We start from the raw sequence: 19,766 nt of genomic DNA, 5'->3' as shown, positions 1-19,766 counted from the left end.
CATCATGTTCGTCGGAAAGGCGGCCAGCTTAGCATGCCGTCCGTGGCGTTTTCAGGGCCTACCAGGTGTCCACGAAGCCGGCTTGGGCAGGCGCAACGCGCGCCCCTGCCAGGCCGCGCGACAGCCAGGCGCGCGTGTCGGCGGGGTCGATGACGGCGTCGATCTCCAGCGTGCCGGCCATGTGCATGGCCTCGCCGTGGGCGTACTGCTGGGCCAGCAGCCGGTCGAACAGGGCGTTGCGTTCGGCGCCCTCGGGCAGGGCCTGCAGTTCCTTGCGAAAGCCCAGGCGCACGGCGCCTTCCAGACCCATGGCACCGAACTCGCCCGTGGGCCAGGCCACGTTGAACACCGGCGCATGGAAGCTGCCGGCCGTCATGCCCATGGCCCCCAGGCCGTAGCCCTTGCGCAGCACCACGCTGAAATACGGCACGCGCAGCTTGGCCGCCGTGACGAACAGGCGGCTGACATGGCGCACCTGGGCCGTCTTCTCGATCTCGGGGCCGACCATGAAGCCGGGCGTGTCCACCAGGCTCACGATGGGCAGGCCATGGGCATTGCACAGCTGCATGAAGCGCGCGGCCTTGTCGGCCGCATCGGCGTCGATGGCGCCGCCCAGGTGGGACGGGTTGTTGGCCATCAGCCCCACGGGCCGGCCTTCGAGGCGCGCCAGCGCCGTGTGGATGCCTGCGCCAAAGCCCGTGCGCAGCATCAGCAGGCTGCCTTCGTCCACCAGATGCGCCATGGCCGCACGGGTGTCATAGGCACGCAGCCGGTTCTCGGGCACCACATGCCGCAGGGCGCGCGTGTCGGGCGCGGTCCACTCCGTGGTGCGGCCCTGAAAGAAGGACAGGTAGTGGCGCGCGGCGGCCACGGCTTCGGCCTCGTCCTCGACCAGCACGTCGATCACGCCATTGGCATGCTGCACGCTGCTGGGACCGATCTGCTCGGGCCGGAAGACGCCCAGCCCGCCGCCCTCGATCATGGCCGGCCCGCCCATGCCGATGCAGCTGGCGCGCGTGGCGATGATCACGTCGCTGCAGCCCAGCAGGGCCGCGTTGCCCGCGAAGCAGCGGCCATGGGTGATGCCGATCACGGGCACCTGGCCCGACAGCGCCGCATAGGCCGCAAAGGTGTGCACATGCAGGCCCGCGACCACGGGCGTGTCGGTATCACCGGGCCGCCCGCCGCCGCCTTCGGCGAACAGCACCACGGGCAGCTTCTGGGCCAGCGCAATGCCCAGCATGCGGTCGGTCTTGGCATGGTTGCGCGCGCCCTGGGTGCCTGCCAGCACGGTGGCGTCATAGGACATGACGACGGCGCGCGACCGCTCCTGGCCGAACTGCGCGCCGTTGATGGAGCCCATGCCCGTGACCATGCCGTCGGCCGGCGTGTTGGCGATCAGGTCGTCCATGCTGCGCCGGCGCGTCTGCGCGGCAATGGCCAGCGCACCGTATTCGATGAAGCTGCCTGCGTCGCAGAGGTCGGCGATGTTCTCGCGCGCGCTGCGGCTGCCCTGGGCATGGCGTTTGGCCATGGCCTCGGGCCGGGCAGCATCGCGCGTGAAGGCATGGCGGTCGATGACGCGGCGCAGGTCGGCGCGGATGTGGTCCGGGTCCTGTGCGGACTGCTGCGCGCGTGCGCCGGCCTGCACGCCTTCGGCGGCGGCCAGCACCAGCAGGGGCTGGTCCTGGGCCACATAGGCACCGGCCTCGGCCAGCAGTTGGGTGATGGTGCCGGCCTGCGGCGCCAGCAGCACATGCTCCATCTTCATGGCTTCGAGCACGCCCAGCTCGGCGCCTGCAGCCACGGCATCGCCCACGGCCACGCTCCACTGCACGATGCGCGCGGGCATGGGGGCCGTGATGGCGCCTTCGGGGACGGGCGCGCCAGCAGCCTCGGCCGCCGCCGGAACCTCGGCGCCCACAGCCGTGCGGCGCGCGCCTTCGGCCAACACCTGGGCGTCCGCCACCAACTCGGGAAGGGCCTCTTCAAGCCAGCGTGTGTGCACGGCCTGCGATGCCATCTCGGGCCGCCGGGCCAGCGCCTGCAGCAGCGGCAGGTTGGTGGCCAGCCCGTCGATGCAGCATTCGTCCAGTGCGCGACGTGCGCGGCGAAGCACGTCTTCAAAGCGCGGCCCGCTGCTGTGCACGATGAGCTTGGCCAGCAGCGTGTCGTAGTGCGGCGAGGGGCTGGCGCCCGCCACCGCATGCGTGTCGATGCGGATGCCGGGGCCGGCCGGCCACTGCAGTGCGCCTATGCGCCCGCTACCGGGGCGCGACTGGCCTGCGGCATCCAGCGTCTCGGCATTGATGCGCCATTGCATGGCATAGCCGCGCGGCGCGGGCGGCGTCCTGGCATCCAGGCCCAGCTCTCCAAGGTGATCGCCGGCCGCCACGCGGATCTGGGCCTGCACCAGGTCGATGCCGAAGACCTCCTCGGTGATGGTGTGCTCGACCTGCAGGCGCGGGTTGGCCTCGATGAAGACATAGGGCAGGGAGTCGGAGGCGGCATCGACCAGGAATTCGAAGGTGCCCAGGCTCTCGTAGCCGATCTCGGCGGCCATGCGCAGCGCGTCGCGCGTGATGCGCTCGCGCAGCGGCTGCGCCAGGCTGGGGCTGGGCGCGATCTCCACCAGCTTCTGGAAGCGCCGCTGCAGCGTGCATTCGCGCTCGCCCAGCGCGATGGGGCCTGCGCCGCCGTCGCCCAGGATCTGCACCTCGATATGGCGCGCGCCCGTCATCAGCCGCTCCACATAGACGCCGTCCACGCCGAAGGCGGCTCGCGCCTCGCTGCGGCAGCGCTCATAGGCGGCAGGCAGGTCCTCGGCGCGCGCCACGGCACGCATGCCGCGCCCGCCGCCGCCGCCGATGGCCTTGACCATGATGCCGCTGGCGCCCCCGGCCTGCTGCGCCTCGAAGAAGGCCTGGGCCTGTTCCAGCGTGACAGCCTCGCTGCTGCCGGGCATCAGCGGCACGCCGCAGCGGCGCGCCAGATCGCGTGCGCGGGCCTTGTCGCCCAGCAGCGCCAGGTGCTCCGGCGCGGGGCCGATGAAGCGCAGGCCCGCATCGGCGCAGGCCTGCGCAAAGCCCGCGTTCTCGCTGAGAAAGCCGTAGCCCGGATGGATGCCGTCGCAGCCGTGCTCGCGCGCAATGCGCAGCAGGTGGGCGCCGTCCAGGTAGGCCGAGGGGCCGCTGGCATCCAGGGACACGGCTGCATCGGCAGCGGATACATGGGGCGCCTGCGCATCGTCTGCAGCAAAGACCGCCAGGCTCGGCACACCCAGCTCGCGCAGCGCGCGCACGATACGCAGCGCGATCTCGCCGCGGTTGGCAATCAGGATCTTCTGGAACATGGGTAAAAGGTCCGGTATCAATGGTCAACAGCGTTTGCAACTGGCGCCCTCAAATGCAAGGGGCACCGAGGAAGGGCCGCCCCGCACCGAAGGTGTCGTCCCCCTCCCCCGCGAAGCGGGTAGAGAGGGGGAAGGCGCGAAGCGACTCAGGGGGTGTCTTTCAACATCCTGCGCAGCACCTTGCCCGCTCCGGTGGCAGGCAGCGCCTCGATGAAACGCACCTCGCGCGGCGCCTTGTAGCTGGCCATGTTCTCGCGCGACCACTGCACCAGGTCCTCGGCCGCGATCTGCTGGCCCGGCCGCGTGACGATGAAGGCGCGCACGACCTCGCCCTTTTGCGGGTCGGGCACGCCGATCACGGCGGCCTGGGCCACGGCCGGATGCTTGATGAGGATGGCCTCCACCTCCTCGGGGAAGACGCTGTAGCCCGAGACCTTGATCATTTCCTTGAAGCGGCCGATAAAGGTCAGGTAGCCATCGGCGTCGATGCGGCCCATGTCGCCCGTGTGGACCCAGCCGTTCTTCAGGGTCCTGGCCGTGGCCTCGGGCTTGTTCCAGTAGCCCTTGAAGTTGCCGGGGCCGCGGATGGTGATCTCGCCCACTTCGCCGGCCGGCAGCGGCTCGCCGGTCTCGGGGTCGATGATGCGCACCTCGTTGCCCGGCAGCGGCTTGCCGTGCGTGCCCCAGCGGATGGCGTCGCCCGGCATGGAGGTGTCCATGGTGTGGGTCTCGCTCAGGCCATAGGCCGCCTCGCTGGAGATGCAGTTCGGGGTGAAGCGCTTCCACTGCCGCGCCAGCTCCTCGGTGTAGGCGATGCCGAAGCTGGTCACGGTGTTGCGGCGCAGCGCGGAAAAGTCCATGGCCTCCACGCCCGGCAGCTGCATCACGGCCACGTTCATGGGCGCGATGCTGTACCACCAGGTCACGCGGTAGCGCTCCAGGGCCTGGGCCACGGCCAGCGGGTCGAAGCGGTGCAGCAGCACGCAGGTGGCGCCGCTGTGCACGGGCATGTTCACGCCCATGGACATGCCGGCAATGTGATAGAGCGGCGCCACGGCCAGCAGCATGTCCCCGGCGTTCACGCCCGTGGCGCTGGAGGCGCCGGCCGTCTTGCTGGCCGCGTTGCCGTAGCTGAGCATGGCGCCCTTGGGCAGGCCCGTGGTGCCCGAGGTATAGGTCATCAGCGAGACATCGTCCATGGCGACATCGACGGGCACGGGCTTGGCGCCGCTGTGCATGACATCCCAGAACGATTCCACGCCCTCGGGCAGCGGCTGCACGGGGGCCTGCAGTTCGGGCGGCAGCGCCAGCGTGGCCGATTCAGGAAGCCAGTCGCCATAGCGCACGGCCAGCACATGCCTGAGCGCCGTGCTGGCGCGCACCTTGTCCACCACGGGCAGCAGCACATCGGCCGCGACGATCACGCGGGCCTTGAGGTCATCGAGCTGGTACTGCAGCTCATGCTCCTTGTTCAGCGGCCCGCAGGGGCAGACGATGGCGCCGATCTTCTGGATGCCGTAGTGCGCCACGATGTACTGCGGGCAGTTGTTCATGAACAGCGCCACGGGCTCGCCCCGGCCCACGCCCAGCGCCTGCAGCCGCGCGGCAAAGGCGTCGCTGGCCGCATCCACCTCGGCCCAGCTGATGTGGCGGCCATACCAGATGTAGGCGTCGCGGCCGGGGTGGTTGCGCGCATTGCGGCGCAGGGCCTCATGCAGGGGAATGAGGGTCTCGGAATCCGCCATGCTTGTCTCCTGGGTGTCTGGCCATCCCGGAACCAGTCCTAAGGGATAGCCTTGATTTGTTTTGGGGTCCAGCGGCTTGCCAATATATACCCGCTGGTAGAACATTGCTACCCATCGGTATAACCATCGCAGCCACCGACGCGACACGAGATTTCCCGCATGCCCAAGCCCCCTGTCACCCCGCGCGGCCGCCAGCGCCTTCCCACGGCCGGCTCCGATGAAAAGCGCGAACGCATCCTCAAGGCGGCCGAGGCCCTGTTCGACCGCAACGGCTACGCCAACACCACGATGGAGCAGATCGTCCAGGCCCTGGGCGTGACCAAGCCCTTCGTCTACTACTACTTCCGCAACAAGCAGGAGATCTTCGAGACCCTGTGCTGGGCGCCCACCGAGGCCTGCTTCACGGTGCTGGACTTCGCGGCCGACGATGCGCGCGCCGCGCACGAGAAGGCCGTGGACGGCCTGCAGCGCCTGATCGCGGCCACCATTGCCCACTATCCGGCGGCCTTCTTTCCGTACCGCGAGCCCCAGGCCTTCAGCCCTGCGTACATGAAGGCCTCGCGCACGCTGGCGCGCCAGTTCTACCGCCAGTTCTGCGCGCTGCTCGAAGAAGGCCGCGCCAGCGGCCACCTGGACTTTCGCGAGACACGCATCACCGCCCAGGCCGCCTGCAGCCTGCCGGGCTTTCTCTACAACTGGTACCGCCCCGGCGGCCGCCTGGGCACGGCCGAGATGGTGGCCGAGCTGACCGAGCTGGCCAGCCGCGTGCTGGGCCTGCGCACGGCGCCAGCCACCGCGCCCGAAGCCATTGCCGCATCCCCCGCGAAAAAGACGCCTGCACGGCGCAGCCGGCCCCGCGCCGAGCCGCCCGGCAAGGACTGACGACCATTCCTTCGAGGAGACAAGACATGCCGATCCGCCGCCATTGCATCCGACGATATTCCCAACCATCCATCGTTCTCGCCGCCGCCCTGCTGTGCAGCACGGCCGCCCACGCCCAGGGAACCGACACGTTCAAGATCGCCTTCATCGACCCGCTGTCAGGCCCCTTCGTCAGCACGGGCGAGCTGATGCGCGACCACGTGCAGTACGCGGTCGAGGATGTGAACGCCAAGGGCGGGCTGTTCAACGGCGCGAAGCTGCAGCTGCTGCAGTTCGACAGCAAGCTCTCGGCCCAGGAAAGCCAGGCCGCGCTGCAGGCGGCCATAGACCAGGGCGCGCGCGTGGTGGTGACGGGAGGTTCGGGCTCGTCGGTGGTGGCGGCGCTGGTGCAGGCGGCATCGCGCCACAACCAGCGCAATCCGGGCAAGGAGGTGCTGGTGCTCAACCACTCCTCCATCGACCCCGAGCTGACGGGCAAGGCCTGCAGCTTCTGGCACTTCATGTTCGATGCCAACACCGCCATGCGCATGCAGGCGATTGCCAGCTACATCAAGACCCAGCCGGGCATCCGCAAGGTCTACCTGCTCAACCAGGACTACGCCCACGGCAAGCAGTGGGCGGCGTACGGGCGCCAGATGGTGAGCGCGGCCCGGCCCGATATCCAGTTCACGGGCGAGATGCTCCACCCCATAGGCCGGGTCAAGGACTTCGCGCCCTATGTGGCCAAGATCAAGGAAACGGGTGCGGACTCGGTGATCACGGGCAACTGGGGCCAGGACCTGACCCTGCTGCTCAAGTCCGCCGCCGACTCGGGCTATGACCTGCGCTACTTCAACCACAGCGCAGGCGGCATGCCGGGCACGGTGACATCCTTCGCCCAGACCCGCATCGGCCAGCTGACCTGGGTGGCCGAATGGCACCCGGGCCAGGCCGGCCGCCCGCTGGCCGACGCCCGCGCCCAGGAATACAAGGCCCGCATGGGCAAGGACTTCCTGGCACCGCGCATGGACCTGGTGCCGCGCATGCTGGCCGCCGCCATGGCCAAGGCACAGTCCACCGAACCCGTGAAGATCGCGCTGGCCCTGGAGGATTTGCAGATGGACACCGTGGTCGGCCCCGTGCGCATGCGCGGCAAGGACCACCAGCTGCTGCTGCCCCAGGTGGTCAACACCATCGCGCCCGTGGACGGCAAGCTGGTCAAGGCCGGCTGGGAAGGCACGAACTACGGCTTTCGCACCGATGCCGTCTACACGCCCGAGCAGGTGGAATTGCCCACGGACTGCCAGATGAAGCGGCCAGGCGGGCGCTGAGGCGGCCTTCCCCGCCAGCCAAGCCAGCTACGCCCCGCTCAGCGCGGGGCGTAGTTGCGTTGGCCAAAGATACCGCTGCCCACGCGCACCATCGTGCTGCCTGCGGCCACGGCCGCTTCCAGGTCGCCGGTCATTCCCATGGAAACCGTGTCGAAGCGCTCCAGCCCCGGCAGGCCGCTGGCGCGGATCTGTTCGAAGACGGCCGTGGCGCGCGCATGCACCTCGCGCTGGGCCTCGAAGCCCGCCACATCGTCGGGAATGCTCATCACGCCGCGCAGCGCCAGGCGCGGCAGCTGCACGATGGCAGCGGCCAGCTCCAGCGCCTGCTGCGGCGCCACGCCGGCCTTGGTCTCGCCGCCATCCACGTTCAGCTGGATGCAGACCTGCAGCGGCGCCAGGCCCTCGGGGCGCTGGGCCGACAGGCGCTCGGCGATCTTCAGGCGGTCCACGGTCTGGGCCCAGTCGAAATGCTCGGCCACCAGGCGCGTCTTGTTGCTCTGGATGGGGCCTATGCAATGCCATTGCAGGGCCTCGCCACCCGGCAGGCCCATGGCGCGCACGGCGGCGATCTTGTCCACGCCCTCCTGGATGTAGTTCTCGCCGAAGCTGCGCTCGCCGGCCAGCACGGCCTCGCGCACGGCGTCGGCGCCGAAGGTCTTGGAGACGGACAGCAATTGCACCGAGCCGGAGGCCCTGCCCGCCTGCGCGCAGGCCGAGGCAATCCGTTCGTGAATCTGTTGAAGCTTGTTTTCAATCGTCGTCATAATTGCCGCCAGCGTACCAAACGAGGGAGCGAACTCCGTGGACATCACCCAATTGCTGGCATTCAGCGTCAAGAACAAGGCCTCCGACCTGCACCTGTCCGCGGGGCTGCCGCCGATGATCCGTGTGCACGGCGATGTGCGCCGCATCAATGTCGATCCGCTGGACCACAAGACGGTCCACGCCATGGTCTACGACATCATGAGCGACTCCCAGCGCAAGGCCTACGAGGAGTTCCTGGAGGTGGACTTCTCGTTCGAGATCGAGGGGCTGGCGCGCTTCCGTGTCAACGCCTTCAACCAGTACCGGGGCGCGGCCGCCGTCTTCCGGACCATTCCCAGCAAGATCCTGACGCTGGAGCAGCTCAACGCGCCGCGCATCTTCGGCGACCTGGCCCTGAAGCCGCGCGGCCTGGTGCTGGTGACCGGCCCCACGGGCTCGGGCAAGTCCACCACGCTGGCCGGCATGGTCAACCACCTCAACGAGACCGAGTACGGGCACATCCTGACGGTGGAGGACCCCATCGAATTCGTGCACGACTCCAAGAAGTGCCTGATCAACCAGCGTGAAGTCGGGCCGATGACGCAGTCGTTCTCGGCCGCCCTGCGCTCGGCGCTGCGCGAGGACCCGGACGCCATCCTGGTGGGCGAAATGCGTGACCTGGAAACCATCCGCCTGGCCATGACCGCGGCCGAGACGGGCCACCTGGTCTTCGGCACCCTGCACACCTCCAGCGCCGCCAAGACCATCGACCGCATCATCGACGTCTTCCCCGCCGAGGAAAAGGAGATGGTGCGCGCCATGCTCTCCGAATCGCTGCAGGCCGTGATCTCGCAGACGCTGTGCAAGACCAAGGACGGCCAGGGCCGCATCGCGGCCCACGAAATCATGCTGGGCACCAGCGCCATCCGCAACCTGATCCGCGAGGCCAAGGTGGCCCAGATGTACTCCACCATCCAGACGAGTCAGAATGTGGGCATGCAGACGCTGGACCAGAACCTGACCGATCTGGTGCGGCGCAACCTGATCAGCCCTGCGGAAGCCCGCGCCAAGGCCAAGATACCGGACAACTTCCCGGGCTGACCGCCACCCGCCCAGCCTCTCGCCACGCGCCATGAAAAGCATTTTCCGCAAGCTGCGAAGCGGCCAGGAGCCTTCGGCCCCGGCCTCCGAGTCGGCCTTCTTCACGACCACGCTGGCGGCGCATGGCTTCATGGACCCGCACACTCCTCCCGTTCCCTGGGAGGCGCGCGCCATCGAGGTCGGGGCCACGCGGCTGCCGCGCGGCGGCGGGGGCCAGCTGGAGCAGCTGTGGTCGCGCGACCGCTACCTGGGCCAGCTGGATGCGGCCAGCCTGCAGCGGCTGAGCGAATATTTCATCTACGCGGCCGTGGCACCGCAACGCGACGTGATCCGCCAGGAGGAGAACGGCAGCTTCATGGCCGTGGTGCTGTCCGGCCAGATCGCCGTGGAGCGCCAGCAGCCCTGGGGCGAGCGCATGCGCTTGGCGCAGACGCGGCCCGGCGACATCCTGGGCGAGATGTCGCTGCTGGACGGCGGGCCGCGCTTTTCCAGCTGCACCACGCTGACCGACTGCGAGATCGGCGTGCTCAGCGCCGAGGCGCTGGACGAGATGATGGCCAAGGACGCCGCGCTGGCCGCCAAGCTGATGGCGCTGCTGGCGCGCAAGCTCTCGTTCCGGCTGCGCGCCATCAGCGTGCGCCTGGGCGAAGAGCAGCACACATAGACAGTGAGTGAGTGAGTTGAATATGAGGACGCCTGGCCCCTGCGGGCCGGACCGGCCTACCTGCAAATAACAAAACAACCTGCGCGCCACAACGGCGCGCAATGCCCGGGGGAATACGGCAATGGAAAGAGATCAGGCCACCAAGTTCATCAACGACCTGCTCAAGCTCATGGTCAGCCGCAACGGCAGCGACTTGTTCATCACGGCGGAATTCCCGCCGGCGATCAAGATCGACGGGCGCATCACCAAGGTGTCGCCGCAGCCGCTGTCGCCCGTGCACACGCTGACGCTGGCGCGCTCGGTCATGAGCGACAAGCAGATCGCCGATTTCGAGCGCACCAAGGAGTGCAACTTCGCCATCTCGCCGCCGGGCATAGGGCGCTTTCGCGTCAACGCCTTCATCCAGCAGGGCCGCGTGGGCATGGTGATGCGGACGATTCCGCTGGCCCTGCCCACCATCGACAGCCTGGGCGTGCCCCAGGTGCTCAAGGAGGTGGCCATGACCAAGCGCGGCCTGTGCATCCTGGTCGGCGCCACGGGCTCGGGCAAATCCACCACGCTGGCCGCCATGGTGGACTGGCGCAACGAGAGCTCCTACGGCCACATCGTGACCATCGAGGACCCCATCGAATTCGTGCACCCGCACAAGAACTGCGTGGTCACGCAGCGCGAAGTGGGCCTGGACACGGACAGCTGGGACGCGGCTCTCAAGAACTCCCTGCGCCAGGCGCCCGACGTGATCCTGATGGGCGAAATCCGCGACCGCGAGACCATGGAGCACGCCATCGCCTTCTCGGAAACCGGCCACCTGTGCCTGGCCACGCTGCACGCCAACAGCGCCAACCAGGCGCTGGACCGCATCGTCAACTTCTTCCCCGAAGACCGCCGCCCACAGCTGTTGATGGACCTGTCGCTGAACCTGCGCGCCATGGTCTCCCAGCGCCTGCTGCCCAAGCAGGACAGCAAGGGCCGCGTGGCCGCCATCGAGGTGATGCTCAACTCGCCGCTGATCTCCGACCTGATCTTCAAGGGCGAGGTCACCGAGATCAAGGAGATCATGAAAAAGAGCCGCAACCTGGGCATGCAGACCTTCGACCAGGCGCTGTTCGACCTGTTCGAGTCCAACCTGGTCACCTACGAGGATGCACTGCGCAATGCCGACTCGGTCAACGACCTGCGGCTGCAGATCAAGCTGGGCAGCCAGCGCGCCAAGTCGCTGGACCTGGCGGCGGGCACCGAGCATTTCGCCATCGTCTGAGGGGCGTGCCATGCACGCCCTGACCGCGCCTTCAGTGCGCTGAGCCGGCATGCCGGCTCCTTCCAGGGCCGCGCCGGACGCGGCCCTGCGCCACCCGCCTCCCACCACCTCTCAGGATTGCTTCCATGTCCGACTCCTCCATCGCCGCCCGCAGCTATGCGGACACCGCCCCTCTTTCCGTGGCCTTCCTCGGGCTGGGCGTCATGGGCTACCCCATGGCCGGCCACCTGGCCACGGCGGGCCACCGCGTCACGGTCTACAACCGCACGCCGGCCAAGGCCCGCGCCTGGTGCGAGGAGTTCAACGGCGGCCATGCGGCCACGCCGCGCGAGGCCGTGGCCGGCGCCGACATCGTGTTCAGCTGCGTGGGCAATGACGATGACCTGCGCTCGGTCGTGCTGGGGCCGGACGGCGCCTTCGCGGGCATGCGCCGCGGCGCCATCTTCGCCGACCACACGACGGCATCGGCCGAAGTCGCGCGCGAGCTGCATGCGGCCGGGCTGGAGCTGGGCCTGCAGTTCATCGACGCACCCGTCTCGGGCGGCCAGGCCGGCGCCCAGAACGGCCAGCTCACCGTGATGTGCGGCGGCGACCAGGCCGCCTTCGCCACCATGCAGCCCGTGGCCATGGCCTTCTCGCGCGCCTGCACGCTGATGGGCGACAGCGGTGCCGGCCAGCTCACCAAGATGGTCAACCAGATCTGCATCGCGGGCCTGGTCCAGGGCCTGTCCGAGGCCATCGCCTTCGGCCAGCGCGCGGGACTGGACATTCCCAGCGTGCTCGATGTCATCGGCAAGGGCGCCGCCCAGAGCTGGCAGATGGACAACCGTGGCCGCACCATGGCCGAAGGCAAGTTCGACTTCGGCTTTGCCGTGGACTGGATGCGCAAGGACCTGGGCCTGGTGCTGGCCGAAGCCCAGCGCAACGGCGCGCGCCTGCCCGTCACGGCCCTGGTGGACCAGTTCTATGCCGATGTGCAGCAGATGGGCGGCAGGCGCTGGGATACCTCCAGCCTCATCAAGAGGCTCACCCCCTGAGCGGCTTACGCCGCTTCCCCCTCTCTACTTGCTTCGCAAGGGAGGGGGACGACACCATCGCTGCGGGGCGGCCCTTGCTTGGTGTCCCTGGCTTTAGGCCCTGCCAGATTCAAGTGCTATGCCCTGAGGAACGAGATCTTCCTATGTCCAAAACAAAAAGCCGGAACATGTTCCGGCTTTTGCTTTCAGGCGGCGGTGATCACTTCACCGGGGTGGCGGTGGCGCCTGCGGGGGTGGACAGGCTGCTTTCCGAGAGGCTGGTGGGAGCGCTGGCTGCGGCGGCCTTGCCGGAGTCGTCGGTGACCACGGGGGCAGACTGGGGCTGCATGCGGGCCAGTTCGTCCTCGGAGATGACTTCCACCACGCGCACGACCTTGGTCACGTCGTTGATGCCGCGTGCAATCTCGGCACCGCGCTTGGCTTCGCGCGGGGTGACGATGCCCATCAGGAAGACGACCTTGTTCTCGGTCACGACCTTGAAGGCCGAGGCCTGGATGTCCTTGGCGTCCAGCAGGCTGGCCTTGACCTGGGTGGTGATCAGCGTGTCCTTCGAGCGCTGGCTCAGCGTGGAGGTGAAGGGAGCCACCACCACTTCGTTGAAGACATTGCGCACCGTGGGCTGCTCGCGCACGAGCTTCTCGATGGTCTGGCGGTCGGCCTCGTTGCCGGCCTCGCCGGTCAGCAGCACCTGGCGGTTGTAGCTGGTGACGTTGACATGGGCCTTGTCGCCCAGCACTTCGGCGATGCGGTTGTTGGCGCGCAGCTCGATGCCCTGGTCTTCCACCTGGGTGCCGGTGGTGCGGCGGTCCGCCACCGACATGCCGGCCATCACGGCGCTGCCGCCCACCAGGGCGACGCAGCCCGACAGGGCGGCGCCCAGGGACGCGACGGCGAGCACACCGCAGGCGGCGCGGGACCAACGGAACTTCATAGAGGCATCTCCTGTTCACCAAGTAACTGGGCATCCACGCCGTCGCACAGGCAGTGCAGCACCAGCGTATGGGTTTCGCGCACGCGCGCCGCACGGTCGTGCGGCACGCAGATCAGAACATCGGTCTCGCGCACGCGGCCGGCCAGGGAGCCGCCCGTGCGGCCGGTCAGCACCACGGCCATCATGTCGCGCTCATGGGCGGCATCCAGGGCCTCCAGCACGGCCACGTCGTTGCCCGTGGCGGACAGCACCAGCAGCAGGTCGCCGGGCTGGCCCAGGGCGCGTATCTGGCGCGCCAGGTACTGGGTGGCGTTGCCGCCCGAGCCCGTGGCGCCCACGGTGCCCAGCAGGCCGCCGTCGGAGACCAGGGCCACGGCCGCCAGCTCGGGCCGGTCGCGTTCGAAGCCGGCCACGCACAGGGCGGCGAAGAGTTGGGCATCGCTGGCAGAGGCGCCCGCGCCGCAGGCCAGAACCTTGCCGCCACTGGTCACGCAGGCCAGCATGGCCTGCACTGCCGCCGCAATGGGCTGGCTCAGCGCCTGGGCGGCCTGGTATTTCAGGTCGGCGCTGTCGATGAAATGCTGTTGGATACGTTGCTCAAGCATGGAGGCCCGATGATAACTGCCGCCCTTGAAGTCTTTCGTAGCCAGGCGTTATTTGTGCTGCAGCGGTAACGGATCAGGCGCCTTCGGCGTCAAAGGCGGCCTGCAGCCACTGCACGGAGGGCCCGGCGCCGGGCTCGACCAGCACCACGTCGAAGCGGCATGGCGGCGGCGCGGACCAGCGCATCAGGTAGTGGCGCGCCGCAAATACGATGCGCCGCTGCTTGGTGGCACCGATGCTGGCGCCGGCACCGCCGAAGGCGCGCGTGCCGCGGCTGCGCACCTCGACGAAGACCACGGTGCCGTCGCGCGCCTGCACGATGAGGTCGATCTCGCCGCCGCCGCGGCCCGGCGTCCGATAATTGCGCTCGACCAGACGCAGGCCGGCCGCCTGCAGATGGGCCAGCGCCGCATCCTCGGCCTGCTGGCCCCGATGCCGGGTCGTGAGGGCAGACGGCCCCGCGCCTGCCGGCTTTTTCGCAAGGAAACCCATTGACTACCTCTTTCGCCACCGCGCTGGGCGCAGCCAAGGATGCTGCGGCATCCCAGCATTATCCGCAGGGCGCCCTCTACGTGGTGGCCACTCCCATCGGCAACCTGGCCGACATCAGCCTGCGCGCCCTGCATGTGCTGCAGCTGGTGGACTGCGTGGCCTGCGAGGACACGCGCCACACGCAGGGCCTGCTGCGCTCCTATGGACTGGACCGGCCCGGCAGCCAGCTGCTGGCCGTGCACCAGCACAACGAGGCCGAGGCGGCCCAGCAGATCGTGGCGCGGCTGCAGCAGGGCCAGCGCATCGCCTATGTCAGCGATGCGGGCACGCCCGGCGTCAGCGACCCCGGCGCACGCCTGTGCGCAGCCGTGCAGGCCGCGGGCCTGCGCTGCATTCCGCTGCCCGGCGCCAGCAGCATCACGGCCGCCATCAGCGTGGCCGGCGCGGTCACGCCTTCGCAGGGCGAGGGAGGTTTCGTCTTCGCAGGCTTTCTGCCCACCAAGTCGGCCGAGCGCCTGGCCGCCGTGCAGCAACTGGCCCTGCAGCCGCGCTGCACCGTGCTGCTGGAGGCGCCCCACCGCATTGCCGACCTGGCCGCCGCCCTGGCCACGCTGGGCGAGCGCCCGGTGACGCTGGCACGCGAGATCACCAAGCAGTTCGAGGACATTGCCACCATGCCCGCCAGCGCGCTGCCGGCCTGGCTGCAGGCCGTGCCCCAGCGCAGCAAGGGCGAATTCGCCGTGGTGCTGCACCCGGTGGCCCTGGGTGGCGATGAGGCCGACGGCGAAGCGCTGCGCGTGCTGCGCCTGCTGCTGGCCGAGCTGCCCACCAAGACCGCCGTGCGCCTGGCCGCCGAGATCACGGGCGCACCGCGCAACCGCCTCTATGACGCCGCGCTGGCTATCAAGCAGGCCGCCGAGGAGGACGGCGACGCGGATTGATCAGGCATACGCGAGGCCGGTGGCCACGCCACCGAACAGGTCGCCTTCGACCTGCGGCACGCCGGGGAAGGCCTCGCGCAGCGCATCGCGCAGCGTGCGCAGGGCCGATGAGCCGCCCGTGAGGTAGATGGCGTCCAGCGCCTGGGGCGCCACGCCGGCCAGGCGCAGGCAGTCCTGGGCGCAGGCCACGACCTGTTGCAGCGGGCCTTGCAGCTGCTCGTGCAGCACCTCGGGCGAGATGGCGGCGGACAGGCCCGATTCCAGCCAGCCCAGCTCGATGGCCGCTTCGGCATGGCGCGTGGAGGCCTCGATCTTGGCCTGCTCCACCACGGCGGCCAGGCGGTGGCCTTCGCGCAGTTCCAGCACTTCCATCAGGCGCTTGTGCAGGCGCTGGTCGCTGTAGTCGGTGCGCAGGTTGCGCGCCTCGGCCAGGGCCTTGGGCGAGTACAGCCACTGGATCAGGTGCCAGGTCGAGAGGTCGAAGAACACGCGGCTGGGCATTTCGCGGCCGCTGGGGCCGATGTGCCGGTAGCCCAGCAGCGGCATGAGCTGGGCCAGGTTGAGCCGGTGGTCGAAGTCCGTGCCGCCGATGTGCACGCCGCTGGTGGCCAGGATGTCGTCGCGGCGGTCGCTGCGGCCGGCCTGCTCGGGGCCCAGGCGCACGACGGTGAAGTCGGAGGTACCGCCGCCGATGTCCACCACCAGCACCACGGATTCCTGCGTGAGGCGCTGCTCGTAGTCCAGCGCGGCGGCAATGGGCTCCATCTGGAAATCCACTTCGCCCAGGCCTGCGGCGCGCGCGGCATCGGCCAGGGCCTGCTGCGCCTGGCGGTCGCGCTCGGGATGGTCGTCCACGAAATGCACGGGCCGGCCCAGCACCACGCGCTCGGGCAGGCGGCCGTCCAGCGAGGCACGCGCCCGGTCGGCCACGCGGCGCAGGAACAGGCCGATGATGTCCTGGTAGCTCACGAACTGGTCGTGCACCGCCGTCTTTTCCTGCAGCAGCGCACTGCCCAGCAGGCTTTTGAGGGAGCGCATGAGCCGGCCCGGCTCGCCGTCCAGGTACTGGGCCATGGCGTCGCGCCCGAAATGGGTGCTGTGCTCGTCCGTATGGAAGAACAGCGCCGTGGGCATGCCGCAGGCATCGCCCTCCAGCGGCAGCAGGCGTGCGGTCTGGCCGGGGGCGCGCCAGGCCATGGCGGAGTTGGAGGTACCGAAATCTATGCCCAGCGTGGCAGGAGTGGAAGCAGTCGTCATGGCAAGCAGCGCCGCGCCGCGGCGCCCCTCAAGGGAGGCCGCGGCTGCAACGAAAACGCCCACCGGGGTGGGCATGGGTGTCAGCGGGGCGCCATTCTAGCGCCCACGCATTTCGCCTAGGCGGCGGCGGTTTCCCTGGCCGGGGAAACCTGGGCCAGCACGATGCGCGCGCCATGCGTGGCGGTCTCGTCCAGCGCCAGCGCAGACGCGGGCTGGCGTACCTGCAGCTCGATGGCATAAGGGCCTTCACCGCGCGTGGCCAGACGGTGGCCCAGGGTGCCCGTGGCAACGCCCTGGGCGGGCGCAGCCAGCACCAGCGCAGTGGCGCCCAGCCTCAGCGATGCGCGGTAGGCGCTGCCGTCGTCCGACAGCCGGGCCTCGCCAATATCGGCGCCCTCGCCCAGCAGCGCGCGCCAGCGTGCCAGGCTGGCGCGCAGGTCATGCACGGCCACGTACAGCCGGGCCACGCCGGTGGCGCCGTTGGGGTGCACGCGCGCCTCCCCTTCGGGCACGCGCAGGGCGCGCGGCGTGAGGTCGCCGCAGAGAAAGGGCAGGTCCTGGCTGCGGGCGCGTGCATTGCGCCAGCGCAGCTGCGCGCCGTCGGGGCGCAGGCGGCCGCCTTCGTAGGGCGCCTCGTAGTCCAGGCCGCGCGCCTGGGCGGCGGCAACCACGGCGCTGGTCTCGGTGGGCAGCAGCGCGAAATCGACAATGCCCTCGCCATGGCGCTGCAGCTGCTGCCACCAGCGTTCCTCGGGCGCGGGTGCGCGCCAGGCGATGAGTTCGAAATAGGCGCCGTCGGCAAACACCACCAGGGCGTTATGCGTGGAGCGGCCCGGGTGCTCGCCGCCGCGCAGCACGTTGAAGCCCAGCGCGGTGTAGTCGGCAATGGTGCGTTCCAGGTCCTGGACCGCGATGACGATGTGGTCGAGTGGCAGGGTCATGGCAGGGGTGCTTTCCGCACGGTGTTCAGGCTGCCAGGCGCGCGGCGGCGCTGGAGTCGGTGTGGCGCACTTCGGCGCGGATGTTCTGCGGATTGCGCAGCAGGTTGAGGATGGGGCAGGTGCGCTCCACGGCCTCGAACAGCGCATCGATCTCGGCGCGGCTGGCGGGCGAGTCGATGTGCACGGTGTAGCCGATCTCATGCGGCCAGATGGGCGTGGCCTCGTGGCCGGGCTTGCCGCCGCGCGGGTCGATGATGCCCGTGACCTCGACCTCCAGGCTCTCCACGGGCACCTGGCGCTCGGCCGCCTGGATCAGAAAGATGTGGGTCACGCAGGTGCCCAGCACGCCCAGCTGCAGCTCGGGCGAGCTGGGGCCGAGGTTGTAGCCCGCGAAGTCGGGCGGGCTGTCGCTGATGACCTGGTGCTCGCGGATGCGCAGGCGGCGCACGCCGCTGCGGCCCTCGGCGCGCACATGGGCCTTGAGGTGGGCGGGCTGGGCCGTGCCGGCCGCGACGGCGGCGCTGCGGGCGAGCACGGCGGCGCGCTTTTCGGCAAGGTATTCGTTGAGATGGCTCATGGACGGGCTTTCGGTGAAGGAAGTACCAGCCCATTGTTGGGACCGCCGCATGCGCGGCAAACAAACGAATCCGTCTGCGCTTATGCACTGGGCAGATATGCGGGCGCCCCATCCCTTAGTCGTTTTCCAAATAACGATGCAACTCGATATATGAGCGCAAATATTTGGCATCGATAGCATGAAAAACATGGAGCCGGTCCTGTGGCCGGCAGTCTTGTTTTTCAGCGCCCCAGCGGCGGCGAGGTACGAACGTGTTTTCCCAATCGAAGGCGGGTCAGGTGGCATGGAAGGCCGCGATAGCGGTATTGGCGGGCAGCAGCCTGCTGCTGGCGGCGTGCTCCAGGCAGGCCGATACGGCCCAGGCGGGCGCGGCTGCTGGCCCCGTGGAAGGCGGCACCCTGGTCTACCTGGAGCAGCAGGCCCATACCAACCTCTATCCGCCGGCCGGGGGCTTCTATCCCAACGGCGGCGTGCTCAACCAGATCACCGACAAGCTGACCTACCAGGACCCGAAGACGCTGGAGATCCAGCCCTGGATCGCCGAGTCCTGGACCGTGAATGCCGACGCCACCGAGTACAGCTTCAAGCTGCGGCCCGGCGTCACCTTCTCCGACGGCACGCCGCTGGACGCGGCGGCCGTGGCGCGCAACTTCGACACCTATGGCCTGGGCAACAAGGCGCTCAAGCAGCCGGTGTCCGAGGTGATCAACAACTACGAGCGCAGCGAGGTGGTCGACCCACTGACGGTGAAGTTCTTCTTCAGGAAGCCTTCGCCGGGCTTTCTGCAGGGCACTTCGGTGATCGGCTCGGGCCTGGTCTCGCCGGCCACGCTGGACCGCCCCTTCGAGGAGCTGGGCGACGCCACGCGCATCATCGGCTCCGGCCCCTTCGTGGTGGCCAGCGAGACGCTGGGCAAGGAGCTGGTGCTCAAGGTGCGCAAGGACTATGCCTGGGGCCCCGCCAAGCTGGCCCACCAGGGCCGCGCGCGGCTGGACGAGGTGAAGTTCATCGTCACGCCCGAGGACAGCGTGCGCATCGGCGCGCTGCTGGCCGGCCAGGCCGGGCTGATCCGCCAGATCCAGGCCTACGACGAAAAGCGCGTCGAGGACCAGAAGTTCAGCATCTACGCCCCGCCCACGCGCGGCGTGAACAACAGCGTGGCCATCCGCCCGGACAACGCCCTGGTGGCCGATCTCAAGGTGCGCAAGGCCCTGCTGCACGGCACCAATGCCAAGGAGATCGTGGAGACGCTGTTTTCGCCGCGCTATCCGCAGGCGCGCTCGGTGATTGCCTCCACGGCGGCCGGCTTCGTGGACCTGTCGGCCAAGCTGGCCTATGACGAGGCCAAGGCGAAACAGCTGCTGGACGAGGCCGGCTGGACGCCGGGCGCCAACGGCCTGCGCCAGAAGGACGGCCGCGATTTCGTGCTGTCCACCTACGAGTCCCTGCCCCAGCCGCAGAACAAGGAGACGCTGCAGCTCGTGGCCCAGCAGTGGGCGCGCATCGGCGTCAAGCTCAACGTGCTGTCGGGCGACGCGGGCAGCCGCGCCGTGGACACGCTGGACCCCGACAAGACCGGCGTGCTGCCCGGCATGGTGGGCCGCGCCGATCCCGACGTGATCAAGAGCAACTACTACCCGACCAACCGCAACGTGCTGCTGCAAAAGGGCGGCGTGAGCCAGAAGGTGAAATCCTTCGAGGACACCAAGCTCAACGGCCTGTTCGACGCCATCGCGGCCGAGACCGATGCCGCCAGGCGCCTGGCGCTGGCCGGCGAGGTGCAGAACTACCTGATCGACCAAGCCTATGTGATCCCCATCTTCGAGGAACCCCAGGCCTTTGCGGGCGCGGGCTGGGTGCGCGACGTGGGCTTCGAGGCCGTGGGCCGGCCCAGCTTCTACAGCACCTGGCTGGCCAGGCGCTGACCGGAA

The 19,766-nt window shown here is 69.1% G+C and carries 17 protein-coding genes; 8 read left to right on the top strand and 9 right to left on the bottom strand.

Annotated features, from left to right (window positions below; all coding sequences use genetic code 11):
• Positions 1 to 58: 58 nt before the first annotated feature.
• Positions 59 to 3,352 (bottom strand): carboxyl transferase domain-containing protein, encoded by a 3,294-nt coding sequence (locus tag BO996_RS05510; protein ID WP_071954213.1) that lies wholly within the window; start codon positions 3,350 to 3,352, stop codon positions 59 to 61.
• 146 nt (positions 3,353 to 3,498) lie between these two features.
• Positions 3,499 to 5,097 carry an AMP-binding protein gene (locus tag BO996_RS05505; protein ID WP_071954212.1) on the bottom strand — a complete coding sequence of 533 codons (1,599 nt, stop codon included), beginning with the start codon at positions 5,095 to 5,097 and terminating at the stop codon, positions 3,499 to 3,501.
• A gap of 159 nt (positions 5,098 to 5,256) precedes the next feature.
• Here BO996_RS05505 and BO996_RS05500 point away from each other — a divergent pair, with 159 nt between their 5' ends.
• Both BO996_RS05500 and BO996_RS05495 read left to right on the top strand, forming a co-directional pair.
• Positions 5,257 to 5,979, top strand: coding sequence for a TetR/AcrR family transcriptional regulator (locus tag BO996_RS05500; protein ID WP_013804427.1), 723 nt, complete (start codon positions 5,257 to 5,259; stop codon positions 5,977 to 5,979).
• A 26-nt stretch (positions 5,980 to 6,005) separates the two neighbouring features.
• On the top strand, positions 6,006 to 7,289 hold the full coding sequence (locus BO996_RS05495; protein WP_071954211.1) for a branched-chain amino acid ABC transporter substrate-binding protein: 1,284 nt from the start codon (positions 6,006 to 6,008) through the stop codon (positions 7,287 to 7,289).
• 38 nt (positions 7,290 to 7,327) lie between these two features.
• Here BO996_RS05495 and BO996_RS05490 read toward each other — a convergent pair whose 3' ends face one another.
• The gene (locus tag BO996_RS05490) at positions 7,328 to 8,053 is read right to left on the bottom strand and encodes a YggS family pyridoxal phosphate-dependent enzyme (RefSeq protein ID WP_071954210.1); all 726 of its coding nucleotides are present in this window, start codon (positions 8,051 to 8,053) and stop codon (positions 7,328 to 7,330) included.
• Between the two features lie 37 nt (positions 8,054 to 8,090).
• Between BO996_RS05490 and BO996_RS05485 the strand changes: the two genes are divergently transcribed.
• From BO996_RS05485 to BO996_RS05470, 4 genes are all read left to right on the top strand, one after another.
• The gene (locus BO996_RS05485; RefSeq protein WP_012202999.1) at positions 8,091 to 9,134 is read left to right on the top strand and encodes a type IV pilus twitching motility protein PilT; all 1,044 of its coding nucleotides are present in this window, start codon (positions 8,091 to 8,093) and stop codon (positions 9,132 to 9,134) included.
• Between the two features lie 31 nt (positions 9,135 to 9,165).
• Positions 9,166 to 9,798 (top strand): cyclic nucleotide-binding domain-containing protein, encoded by a 633-nt coding sequence (locus BO996_RS05480; RefSeq protein WP_012202998.1) that lies wholly within the window; start codon positions 9,166 to 9,168, stop codon positions 9,796 to 9,798.
• 121 nt (positions 9,799 to 9,919) lie between these two features.
• On the top strand, positions 9,920 to 11,056 hold the full coding sequence (locus BO996_RS05475; protein ID WP_012202997.1) for a PilT/PilU family type 4a pilus ATPase: 1,137 nt from the start codon (positions 9,920 to 9,922) through the stop codon (positions 11,054 to 11,056).
• A 125-nt stretch (positions 11,057 to 11,181) separates the two neighbouring features.
• Positions 11,182 to 12,093 (top strand): NAD(P)-dependent oxidoreductase, encoded by a 912-nt coding sequence (locus tag BO996_RS05470; RefSeq protein ID WP_013804430.1) that lies wholly within the window; start codon positions 11,182 to 11,184, stop codon positions 12,091 to 12,093.
• A 199-nt stretch (positions 12,094 to 12,292) separates the two neighbouring features.
• On the opposite strand, the gene BO996_RS05465 is transcribed toward BO996_RS05470, so the two are convergent.
• From BO996_RS05465 to BO996_RS05455, 3 genes are all read right to left on the bottom strand, one after another.
• Entirely contained in the window at positions 12,293 to 13,024 is a 732-nt protein-coding gene (locus BO996_RS05465; RefSeq protein WP_063327425.1) for a BON domain-containing protein, read from the bottom strand.
• The gene (locus BO996_RS05460; protein ID WP_012202994.1) at positions 13,021 to 13,629 is read right to left on the bottom strand and encodes an SIS domain-containing protein; all 609 of its coding nucleotides are present in this window, start codon (positions 13,627 to 13,629) and stop codon (positions 13,021 to 13,023) included. Before BO996_RS05460 ends, BO996_RS05465 begins: the two co-directional genes overlap by 4 nt.
• A 73-nt stretch (positions 13,630 to 13,702) precedes the next feature.
• On the bottom strand, positions 13,703 to 14,119 hold the full coding sequence (locus BO996_RS05455; RefSeq protein WP_043820402.1) for a YraN family protein: 417 nt from the start codon (positions 14,117 to 14,119) through the stop codon (positions 13,703 to 13,705).
• On the opposite strand from BO996_RS05455, the gene rsmI reads away from it, so the two are divergent.
• Complete coding sequence (gene rsmI / locus BO996_RS05450) at positions 14,119 to 15,060, top strand: 16S rRNA (cytidine(1402)-2'-O)-methyltransferase (RefSeq protein ID WP_013804433.1); 942 nt, start codon at positions 14,119 to 14,121, stop codon at positions 15,058 to 15,060. The two genes, BO996_RS05455 and rsmI, sit on opposite strands and share 1 nt — an antisense overlap.
• Here rsmI and BO996_RS05445 read toward each other — a convergent pair whose 3' ends face one another.
• The 3 genes from BO996_RS05445 to BO996_RS05435 all read right to left on the bottom strand — a co-directional run bounded on the left by BO996_RS05445 (position 15,061) and on the right by BO996_RS05435 (position 17,835).
• A complete protein-coding gene (locus tag BO996_RS05445; RefSeq protein WP_071957032.1) occupies positions 15,061 to 16,317 on the bottom strand; it encodes an Hsp70 family protein in 1,257 nt (418 codons plus the stop codon).
• Between the two features lie 116 nt (positions 16,318 to 16,433).
• The gene (locus BO996_RS05440; RefSeq protein ID WP_071954209.1) at positions 16,434 to 17,258 is read right to left on the bottom strand and encodes a VOC family protein; all 825 of its coding nucleotides are present in this window, start codon (positions 17,256 to 17,258) and stop codon (positions 16,434 to 16,436) included.
• Positions 17,259 to 17,283: 25 nt separating this feature from the next.
• The gene (locus BO996_RS05435) at positions 17,284 to 17,835 is read right to left on the bottom strand and encodes an OsmC family protein (protein WP_013804436.1); all 552 of its coding nucleotides are present in this window, start codon (positions 17,833 to 17,835) and stop codon (positions 17,284 to 17,286) included.
• A gap of 251 nt (positions 17,836 to 18,086) precedes the next feature.
• On the opposite strand from BO996_RS05435, the gene BO996_RS05430 reads away from it, so the two are divergent.
• Positions 18,087 to 19,760 (top strand): TIGR04028 family ABC transporter substrate-binding protein, encoded by a 1,674-nt coding sequence (locus tag BO996_RS05430; protein ID WP_071954208.1) that lies wholly within the window; start codon positions 18,087 to 18,089, stop codon positions 19,758 to 19,760.
• Positions 19,761 to 19,766: the final 6 nt, after the last annotated feature.

The organism is Delftia sp. HK171, from assembly GCF_001886655.1.
In the GTDB taxonomy this organism is placed as follows: domain Bacteria; phylum Pseudomonadota; class Gammaproteobacteria; order Burkholderiales; family Burkholderiaceae_C; genus Comamonas; species Comamonas acidovorans.
This window is presented reverse-complemented; position numbering and strand designations above follow the sequence as displayed.